This window comes from Streptococcus sp. SCPM-O-B-15304 (M98), assembly GCF_058200215.1.
This window is the reverse complement of record NZ_JBYQGQ010000032.1, coordinates 1-722: the sequence shown is the minus strand read 5'-3', so window position 1 is coordinate 722 and position 722 is coordinate 1. Positions and strand designations below refer to the sequence as shown.

At 37.8% G+C, this 722-nt stretch carries 1 protein-coding gene; it reads left to right on the top strand.

The genetic code is table 11. The annotated features are described in order from the left end of the window. Positions 1-122: 122 nt before the first annotated feature. The coding region (locus tag AC3E7H_RS09865) for a transposase family protein (protein ID WP_490676503.1) at positions 123-722 on the top strand (600 nt) is incomplete at its 3' end.

The window sequence follows — 722 nt, the reverse complement described above, 5'->3', positions numbered from 1 at the left end:
GGCTCTATAATATTTGTAGTGGGTAAATCCCCTATGGATATTATGGGCCTATTTTTGTGTAGAAAAAAAGTCCCATAAGATCTATAATGAAAAGCGACCAAACCATCATTAGAAAGAATCATATGGAACAATTACATTTTATCACAAAACTACTCGATATTAAAGACCCTAATATCCAGATTCTAGATGTCATCAATTGGGATACACACAAGGAAATCGTCGCTAAACTGGACTATGACGCCCCGTCTTGCCCTGAGTGCGGATGTCAAATGAAGAAATATGACTTCCAAAAACCGTCGAAAATTCCTTATCTTGAAACAACTGGTATGCCTACTAGAATCCTCCTTAGAAAGCGTCGATTCAAGTGCTATCATTGCTCGAAAATGATGGTCGCTGAGACTTCTATCGTCAAGAAGAATCATCAAATTCCTCGTATTATCAACCAAAAAATTGCGCAAAAGTTAATTGAAAAGACTTCTATGACTGATATTGCCCATCAGCTATCCATTTCAACTTCAACTGTCATTCGTAAACTCAATGACTTTCACTTTAAGCATGATTTTTCTCGTCTTCCAGAGATTATGTCTTGGGACGAGTACGCCTTTACTAAGGGAAAGATGAGCTTTATTGCACAAGATTTTGATAATCTCAACATCATCACTGTTCTTGAAGGCAGAACACAAGCTATCATCCGCAATCACTTTCTTCGCTACGATAGAGCG